This is a genomic window from Sphingobacterium sp. HJSM2_6, from assembly GCF_049316305.1.
In the GTDB taxonomy this organism is placed as follows: domain Bacteria; phylum Bacteroidota; class Bacteroidia; order Sphingobacteriales; family Sphingobacteriaceae; genus Sphingobacterium.
On sequence record NZ_JBMOXB010000007.1, the window covers coordinates 200,114 to 208,848 of the forward strand.

Sequence of the window (8,735 nt, forward strand, 5' to 3'; positions counted from 1 at the left end):
AATTTGGTTTTGAATGTTTAATTTCTTGTAAATATCTATTTAATAGTTCTAAGGTAATTACTTTTTAATAAATCAATGAGGAATGCCAATATTTAATCTAAAATAGCAATTTGATGATTTGCAGGGTTGTCTTAAAAGATTAAAGGATAGTCATTTATATTTACTATTTTAGAAGTAGACAATTTTATTTAGAAAAAAATCCTTTGCTCCCGAATTCAGACAAACAAAAGAATTCATGTCAACGTTTTCCAAAGCTAATCGGGAACAAGTGAATAATCGATATTATAAGTTAAAAACAAAATTATGAAAGAGATTTTAGAAAAAAATCTCCATGTTCAAGAATTGTAGACCTTGTTTTGTGAACAGCATTTAAAGGTCTGCGTAGGCTATTCAGTTACAACTTGCGAAACAGAAAGAGCAACTAATTTTGAGTTTACATGCAATGAAAACTGAAGTAGAAAAGTCTGCAATAATAATGCAGTAACTGATTGTACTTGGAGAGCTTGGTATCCATTGCCTGATAGGACTAGAATTGTACTTGGACGTCAAGACACAAGGAGAGGTTGCGCAATCTTGCCGTATAAATTATTATAATTGTAGTTAACCAATGTACAATAGGATAATTGCACTTTTCTAAACTTATATTTATGAGAAAATATTTTATTATTCTGTTTATTTCATTCTGTACATTCATTGGAAAAGCTCAGCAGCATTATTCTTCTTATGAACGGAGTCTGATATTGTACAACGACTCTAAAAATAAAATAGATTTTATCGGTAAAATCATTTATGATATGCAGTTTCATGTTACCGATGACGATACAAGTGCGGTAAAAAATGAAAGGATGGAATTATTATATAATGACTCGGTCTCTGTTTTTCAAAATATCCGGAAGGGAATAAAAGATTCTGTACTGAACGAATTGTTTGAACGTAAGCAAAAACTTCGTGTACTTCCTGAATTAGGCTTATATCAAGAGAATTTAGGATTGACCTCCATTCTTGTACTCAAAAACAATATGGATATTTTAGTCCAAGACAATTATACAAATTACTTAGAGAACACGGATAAACTGTTTTTTTATAAAGAGAAAATAGCACTGAACTGGGTACTATCTGATGATACTATCCATGTACTCAACTATGTATGCCAAAAGGCAACCCTTGATTATGGGGGGAGAAAATGGGAAGCATGGTTTGCGCCACAGATACCAATTTCTGATGGACCATATAAATTTTCAGGTTTACCTGGATTGATCCTTAAAATGTATGACACGGAAAAAAGTTGGCAATTTGAATGTATAGGCATTGAAAAATCCAATAGAGCAGTAATCTTAATGAGTGGCAATGATCAAAAAAAGAAAACGGTATCTAAAAAGGAGTATTTCAAAATCAGAAATGATTATCTATCCAATCAAATTTATTATGATGAAAAAAATTTAGATTACATTTTGATTGATAATCCTCCATTAAAAAATAAGCAAGACAGATTTTATAGGGAAAGAAACAAAAGGCTAAATCATATTGAGAAAAATATATTATAATATTTTTATGCTTAGAATTATTGTTTTCTATCTGCTCTTTTTTACTATGCATATAGCTGTATTCGGACAAACTACGATTTCGGGTAAACTGGTCGATGATCAGAACAAACCTATTTCTAATGTTTCTGTATCCTATAAAAAAGCAGGAGGCACCGTTCTCCTAGGATATGGCCGAAGCGATAAAAATGGTCAATATAGTCTATCTGTTAAGGTAGATGCCGTAGATAGCATCCAGCTAGATTTTCAGCATATGAACTACGCTAAAAAATCCATCGTAGTCGCTAATCGTTCAGCTAGTTATTCCTATCAATTAAAACAGCAAGTCCATCAGATCGAAGAGATTAAGGGTCTGAATATTCCAATCTCTAAACGTAAAGACACCATCAATTATGATGTCAATTCATTTACAAATAAGCAGGATCGTGTTATTGCAGACATCATAAAGAAATTACCTGGCATAGAGATGCAAGGAGATAAGATTTTATATCAAGGTAGACCTATACAGAAATATATGGTCAATAAACTAGATCTCATGGAGGGTCGGTATGGAATAATTAATAATAATCTTCCAGCAGATGCGGTATTAAAGGTACAGATCATAGAAAATGATCAGCCTATCAAGATATTGGATTCATTAGTCTTTTCCGATCGGGCGTCGATAAATCTGGAGCTGAAGAGATTTACTTCCACAGGCACCGGGAAAGTTGGAACTGGTGCAGGACCATTTCTATGGGATGTCAATCTGACGCCTATGACTTTTGGTAAATCTTTTCAAATGCTCAATTCCCTACAAGGTAACAATACGGGCAATGATGTAGCTAAGGACCTAAGGGCTTATTATACTGGAGGAAACTTTCTCAATAACAATCCAGAAATAGGTGATGGTCCCAATTACATAACGCTGCGCAGCGTGAGCACGCCAGGGTTTGCTCAAAATAAGTGGTTAGATAATCAAATTTTTCTTGCTAGCACAAATGTATTACAAAAACTTAAGGATGGATTAGAAATCAAAGGTAATGGCTCCTATTATAATGACCTGCGTAAAGTTTCAGGAATAACAGCAACAGAAATATTTACGTCTGACCAGACTATATTGACTAAGGAGGCTATTGATAATCGCTATAGGTATAAAGTTTTGGATGCTGGAATACTGATCGAAAAAAATGTGAACGAAGTCTATCTTCGCAACAGCTTGCAGTTCCATAATCGACGGAACGCAGAAATGGGAAATCTACTATTCAATGATTGTGAACAAATTGTGCAAAATAAGAAATATGAAGATCGAGCTATTGTAAATGGATTTTCTATGGCACGCTTTATCGGCAAGCAGCTCGTTAATGTGACTTCAACTATTAAGTGGCGACAGACACCACAACAATTGTTGGTGATTCCAGGACAGATGGTCGATATATTGAACCAAGGAAAACCTTTTGATCAGATGATGCAAGATATTCGATATCAAGGTTTGGAGACTATAAATGGATTGAGCTTTATGCGGAAAATCAACTATTTTACATTTTCTCCAAGTCTGCAAATTAATTATGAAAATAGAAAGCTAGAAACTGGAATTAATATAAAAGAACAATCTAGGGAGCAACAAATGGGGGAAGGATACCAAAATGATTTGATGACGGGACAAGTACAATTCAGCTTAGGATCTAGAATTTCGTGGATGAAATCTAAATGGAAATTAAGCTTGATGACACCATTTTCTTTTTACATGTACAATGTAAGCCAGCAACAAGTGCAAGCACTATCGAGGGAAAAACGCTATACATTTAATCCTTCATTAAACGCTGAATATAAGCTGAATGAATATAATTCATTATCTGCAAATGGTTCTACAGGCAAAACTATTGGAGGACTGAATAATTTTTATAATGCTTATATCATTGATTCTTACCGAAGTATCCAACGTTATCATGCTAGATTATTAGAAAATACATCGAGCAGAGCTGGACTTAACTATCATTATAAAAATATTATAAAAGCTAATTTTGGTCATATGGGATATGCTTATTTTGAAGGACGGCGAGATTATATTTTCAGAAATACCATCGATTCACTTGGACAGTCAACTTCAGGAATTGAAGATCGTGAGAGCAGAAATTCGAACCATAGTGTTTTTGGAGGTATAGGTCGTTTCTTCTTACCAATTAAGACTGTCCTTAAAATCAATGTTACGGCGAATACGAGTAAATCGGATTACTTGCTGAATGATGAATTGGCGAAGCAAGAATCAAGGGGAATAGGTGGGTCTTTGGAATTGATTAACAATCTTTCTTCGGTACTGTATGGAGAGTACAAAGGAACTTTTGGGCATCAACAGAACGATTTGGCTGGAGGCCACAGGAATAGGGTGAACTATAATAACCACTTTCTCAATATAACGGTATACCCACATGAACGACACAGTTTCATGTTCTATAATTCTCTTTACATAAATAATGTATCGAGCCAAAGAAAACAATATTTTCTGGATGCTATGTACCGATACCGATTGGAGAAATGGAAAACAGATATCGAACTGTATGCTACTAATATTTTGAATAATAATCAGTACTTGCAACAATCTTTCAATAGCTATCAATTAGTTCAGAGCTATTTTGAATTACGCCCTCGACAATTTATAATATCAACCCGATTTAAATTCTGAGAAGGATGATCTATACTTCAGCTCCACCGGATTCAAATTATTTTTTTTCGGCATCTAGAATTGCAATTGTGCAATTTTATGGAGTTAGGTGTAAATAAAAAAATATTCAAGAATTATGCTTCTCGAGTAAAGATTTAGGAATAAAGCCGAACTTTCAAAAGTTTGTTTTTATTCACGAACAGTTAACTCCATTTATTAATTAACTAGATTTGTAAATCATCAGCAAAAAGCAGCCATCGCTTATTATAGATCTAAAGAATCTCATCAATAGAGCATGTGGGTTAGTTATGGAAATTGCAAAGAAAAAGTGCCGAAAATTTTATCAAAGACAATCGTTTATCTACATGAAGGATTTAAATAGTTAAAAAAAGACTGTTATCTACTTTACTATATTGAATCAAATTTTAAGTAAAAAAAACATATTCATTTGAATTCGATTCACTAAATCAGACAATTGAATAATAGGCAAAAAAAATTACTTAATCTATACTAGCAATCTCTTTTTAGGGTGGGGAACTAAATTGTCCAATTTAGTTTGATGTTGTACAAATACTTGTCTTAGGATAAGCAGTTGGTATTTTGTTTCGATTATTTTTGAATAAGGTAATAAATCTATTTAATATAAAAATGAATATTAAAAAGGAGAGTTTTAAAGCAACATTGATTTTAGATACTCATGAAATAAAAATATATGATGGTCTAACTAAATCAATCAGCAAATGGTGGAGCGAAATGATTGAAGGTTCTGCAGAACATATGGGGGAATCCTTTACTATCCGCTTTGGACCAAATGTATTTAAAACTATTTTGGTTGAAGAATTAGTGATTGGTAAAAAAGTTGTCTGGCAGGTTGTTGATGCCTTTATTGACCTTCCTAGTCTAGTAAATAAATCGGAATGGGTCAGCACATTTATAATTTGGGAAATTTCAAGTTCCGCGAGTGGAGCGACATTAGAATTAATCCATGTCGGATTGAATTTGGATATGGAATGCTACCATGTTTGTGTAGCTGGCTGGCAAAGTTTCCTCCATAGTTTTGAAAAGTTTGTGACTACAGGAGTGGGGGATCCTTTTAGATTATCAGATTCTAACTGATATATGCTCTAGGTCGCCAGCAAAAAGTGGACTCGGTATTCAAGACTAAATAGCAAATGATTCTCATATACCAAATCGTACTGTCGATTATACAAGGGAATCTCCGAGGATATTGAAATTATAGGAGTTAGAGTTGATAATGTTTGTCCTTTAGTTGGATTTCCAGGAGAACGAATTACAGTTACTGGTAAAGGCTTTGCTAATCCCCCAAATAACTTTTATATCGGTGAAAGGGAATTAAAAGTTGTTAGCTATTCAGATACCGAGTTAAAGTTTTTGATTGCAACTAATTTGCGAAGAGGTAAATTTCCATTAATTTATTCTTCTAGGTTTGAACATAAACAAATTAATACAAATTTCATTATTGAGGTATAGTAGGATAGTTCATAAAGCTATATCAGTTTGAAATGGCTTCAGTATTATATCTACTTTCGTTTAACCTGTGGGGGTTTATCTGTTACACTCAGCCTAAAGTAGCTTTTCTTCATCCGACTCACAAATGAAACCAACTTTCGCTGGGTAATATTCCGTGGAGAAGGTGAGGGTAGAAATGAAATCATAAAATCTATTTTGTTTTTTCTTGATGGGTTGAAAATTTGATTGGGAAGAGATGAAGGTTGTTTTATCATATTTGAAAATTCAATATTATCTGCTCACAATGAATTCTGATTCTTGCTCCATTTTCAAAAAGATAGAGAATATCGTCTTTCTCGTCTGGTTTTGATTTCGGAATAATACTATCATTCATTTCCCTCAATGTCGAAGGGGATAACGTAATTTCACCTAAACAAGCATAATCATCAAAGGTGCTATTTTCGTCTTGTTCAATAACTTTTAAGTAATTCACAGATTTATGAGTCAATACCAAACCTGAAAATTCATTTTTATCTACCCAAATTCCTATTGATTTTTTCCAACATAGTTTAATCTCTCGTTCGACAATATTGTAGTTAAAACCAACAAAATCAAAATTGTTATGTAAGTCTATAAGTCGTTTTTCAAAAGATAATGAATGATTATCTATTATGTCAAAATTTACTTTCATTAGGGTGTGTTTTTCAGCAAACTTATTAATTTTTATATAAACTAAACCTGTCGGCTATTTTATGTAAATCGGAATAATTCCGATTTAACGATTGTTTTTTAACATATCCATCATTTATCCTCTTTTAAATAATAGCTTGTAATCCTTAAAGTAAATATTGACTCGTTATGAAGAATAATTTACAAAGAAAGCAATTGGATGAAAAGCTGAAAACTTTTTGTGCGCTTCAACACGTAAAAATACCTGTGGGTGGATGGATAAAAGCCATACGTACATCGCTTGGTATGACCTTAGAACAATTAGGCAAGAAACTAGGTGTTACTAAGCAAAATATACAAAGCTTAGAAAAAAGAGAAAAGGAATGAAATATTACCATCAATTCGTTGAAGGAAACGGCTCAAGCAATAGATATTCAATTCGTGTATGCTTTATTACCGAAAGATCGGAGTCTAGAGGAATTGATTGAACGTAAAGCTGCAATCTTGGCTCAAGAAATTGTAATGCGTACCACACAAACTATGGCGTTAGAAGATCAAGGATGGGTGCAGCACCTTACGGTTATGTAAAGGTGAGAAGTGAAAGGGAAATGAAGTTGGTGATCGAGGAGGAGAAATTATAACTGAAATAAGTAATGAGTTAAAAATTCCTGTTGTAGATACATTAGCTCATAAGTTTGAAATCAAACCATCCTATTTTGAAAAACTTATTAATACTTGTTTGGACTGCAGTTGGGTAGATATTGAGCAGGCCTATTTTGATCGATTGGCAAGTTTAGGTGGAAACGCATTCAATTTTAAGGATTTTAATTCAAATAAAGTTAAAAGCTTAAATAATAAGTTTTCATACTTGAAATCAAAGCTCGAGAAATATTTGACTATTCAAGACAATTGGTTCAAAATAAATAGTAGGAATACCCCATTAAAAGATTTTATAGAAAACTTTAAGATTAACGATATTTCTCATGTCATTACCTTCGAAAATATAGAAGAAAGCCTACTTGATTTTACTCAAGACATTTATAATCAAACAGTATATGCTCTAAATTATAATTATACAAGTACATTTGAGCCTTATATACAACAGATTCGTGATAGTGGGAAATTTCATGCAATAGAAGAAAATCACATTCATGGAGAATTAAATAATCCGAATAATCCCGTCATATTTGGTTTTGGTGATGAGCATAATAAAGAATATTTGCAGTTTGAAGAACAAAGTAATAATGATGTTTTTGAGCATATCAAATCTTATCATTATATGAAAACGGCTAATTATTCTAATCTTATAAGATTTTTAAATCATGGAAACTTTAGGGTTTATATTTTAGGACATTCGTGTGGATTATCGGATCGCACAATGTTTAAAGAGATATTTGACCATGAGAATTGTAAGTCTTTTCGAATTTTCCATTATACTAACAAAGAAGGGGAAAATGATTTCTTTGATAAAAGCATTAACCTAGGCCGGCATTTCACCGATAAAGGTTGTATGCGCAAGCTAATCGTGAACTTTAATGAAGCGGATGCATTTCCGCAGTTTAAGAAATAGATAATGAATTTTAACCATATTATAGACCGATTAAAACAATCAAGACCTGTATTTCATTCGGAAGATGATTTGAAATTAGCGATGGCTTGGGTAAATAAAGAGCTTTATCCAATTTTGAAATTACAAGTTCTCCTAACGAAAAAGAAATAGAAAATTACCAAAAATATTATGTTAATATTTAATGGTTATATGTAATATATAATTAGCCTTAAATTTTACAAAGCAAGGAATTTAAGATTAATAATACTCATTTTACGTTATGGCTTTTCTTAATATTTAATTTTTAGCTATAAGTCATATAATATAGCACTACAAATTGATAATTACTTATTGAGCTGCATTAAATTTGCATTATTACTTAATAATTTAGGGCCAACAGATAACCAATAATTGACTACATGGAGAATATACTAACTATTGATCTACTACAGAAATATATCAATGAAGACAAGATTAATAAGGATTTAATATCCTATGATAGTAATTCCTATATCCATTTCCTAAAATATTTTGACGACATTGATATTATTAATGAGCATCATTTTTATATCGCTACAGGGTTTATATACTCTTGGATGCCAACAATTCTCAAAACTGTATTGTGTAATGAGGGTGTGTTGGATATCTTAAATAAGATAAAGGCTGGATATGATGTTAATGAAGGTGATTTGACAGCTTTAACCTTATCTGTAAATAACTCATTGGTGGGAGTTTCTAAGCTCTTGCATTTTATTGCACCAAGCCAATATGCGATTTGGGATAGTCGTGTTTGTAAATCGTCAGCAAAAAGTGGACACGATATTTTAAAAACTTAAGGAGTGTTTTCATCAAAAACGTTAGATTTAAT

General features: G+C 32.3%; 10 protein-coding genes. 9 read left to right on the forward strand and 1 reads right to left on the reverse strand.

From position 1 onward, the window contains the following. Positions 1 to 647 precede the first annotated feature (647 nt). The 4 genes from ACFRAE_RS08530 (at position 648) to ACFRAE_RS08545 (ending at position 5,670) form a co-directional block, all read left to right on the forward strand. Positions 648 to 1,544, forward strand: coding sequence for a GLPGLI family protein (locus ACFRAE_RS08530; RefSeq protein ID WP_422796721.1), 897 nt, complete (start codon positions 648 to 650; stop codon positions 1,542 to 1,544). A 46-nt stretch (positions 1,545 to 1,590) separates the two neighbouring features. Next, positions 1,591 to 4,200 (forward strand): hypothetical protein, encoded by a 2,610-nt coding sequence (locus tag ACFRAE_RS08535; RefSeq protein ID WP_422796722.1) that lies wholly within the window; start codon positions 1,591 to 1,593, stop codon positions 4,198 to 4,200. Between the two features lie 627 nt (positions 4,201 to 4,827). Continuing rightward, the gene (locus ACFRAE_RS08540) at positions 4,828 to 5,295 is read left to right on the forward strand and encodes a hypothetical protein (protein WP_422796723.1); all 468 of its coding nucleotides are present in this window, start codon (positions 4,828 to 4,830) and stop codon (positions 5,293 to 5,295) included. Between the two features lie 120 nt (positions 5,296 to 5,415). Further along, on the forward strand, positions 5,416 to 5,670 hold the full coding sequence (locus ACFRAE_RS08545) for an IPT/TIG domain-containing protein (RefSeq protein WP_422796729.1): 255 nt from the start codon (positions 5,416 to 5,418) through the stop codon (positions 5,668 to 5,670). Between the two features lie 250 nt (positions 5,671 to 5,920). Here ACFRAE_RS08545 and ACFRAE_RS08550 read toward each other — a convergent pair whose 3' ends face one another. Further along, positions 5,921 to 6,340 (reverse strand): hypothetical protein, encoded by a 420-nt coding sequence (locus ACFRAE_RS08550; RefSeq protein ID WP_422796724.1) that lies wholly within the window; start codon positions 6,338 to 6,340, stop codon positions 5,921 to 5,923. Positions 6,341 to 6,507: 167 nt separating this feature from the next. On the opposite strand from ACFRAE_RS08550, the gene ACFRAE_RS08555 reads away from it, so the two are divergent. The 5 genes from ACFRAE_RS08555 (at position 6,508) to ACFRAE_RS08575 (ending at position 8,703) form a co-directional block, all read left to right on the forward strand. Then, a complete protein-coding gene (locus tag ACFRAE_RS08555) occupies positions 6,508 to 6,705 on the forward strand; it encodes a helix-turn-helix domain-containing protein (RefSeq protein WP_422796725.1) in 198 nt (65 codons plus the stop codon). Between the two features lie 18 nt (positions 6,706 to 6,723). Next, a complete protein-coding gene (locus ACFRAE_RS08560) occupies positions 6,724 to 6,906 on the forward strand; it encodes a hypothetical protein (protein WP_422796726.1) in 183 nt (60 codons plus the stop codon). A 139-nt stretch (positions 6,907 to 7,045) separates the two neighbouring features. Then, a complete protein-coding gene (locus ACFRAE_RS08565; RefSeq protein WP_422796730.1) occupies positions 7,046 to 7,888 on the forward strand; it encodes an AbiH family protein in 843 nt (280 codons plus the stop codon). A 3-nt stretch (positions 7,889 to 7,891) separates the two neighbouring features. Further along, on the forward strand, positions 7,892 to 8,038 hold the full coding sequence (locus ACFRAE_RS08570) for a hypothetical protein (protein WP_422796727.1): 147 nt from the start codon (positions 7,892 to 7,894) through the stop codon (positions 8,036 to 8,038). Positions 8,039 to 8,286: 248 nt separating this feature from the next. Then, entirely contained in the window at positions 8,287 to 8,703 is a 417-nt protein-coding gene (locus ACFRAE_RS08575; protein WP_422796728.1) for a hypothetical protein, read from the forward strand. Positions 8,704 to 8,735: the final 32 nt, after the last annotated feature.

Coding starts and splice junctions, on each gene's coding strand:
- ACFRAE_RS08535 (WP_422796722.1), top strand. CDS start 1,591: ATGCATATAGCTGTATTCGGACAAACTACGATTTCGGGTAAACTGGTC.
- ACFRAE_RS08530 (WP_422796721.1), top strand. CDS start 648: ATGAGAAAATATTTTATTATTCTGTTTATTTCATTCTGTACATTCATT.
- ACFRAE_RS08570 (WP_422796727.1), top strand. CDS start 7,892: ATGAATTTTAACCATATTATAGACCGATTAAAACAATCAAGACCTGTA.
- ACFRAE_RS08555 (WP_422796725.1), top strand. CDS start 6,508: ATGAAGAATAATTTACAAAGAAAGCAATTGGATGAAAAGCTGAAAACT.
- ACFRAE_RS08540 (WP_422796723.1), top strand. CDS start 4,828: ATGAATATTAAAAAGGAGAGTTTTAAAGCAACATTGATTTTAGATACT.
- ACFRAE_RS08550 (WP_422796724.1), bottom strand. CDS start 6,340: ATGAAAGTAAATTTTGACATAATAGATAATCATTCATTATCTTTTGAA.
- ACFRAE_RS08575 (WP_422796728.1), top strand. CDS start 8,287: ATGGAGAATATACTAACTATTGATCTACTACAGAAATATATCAATGAA.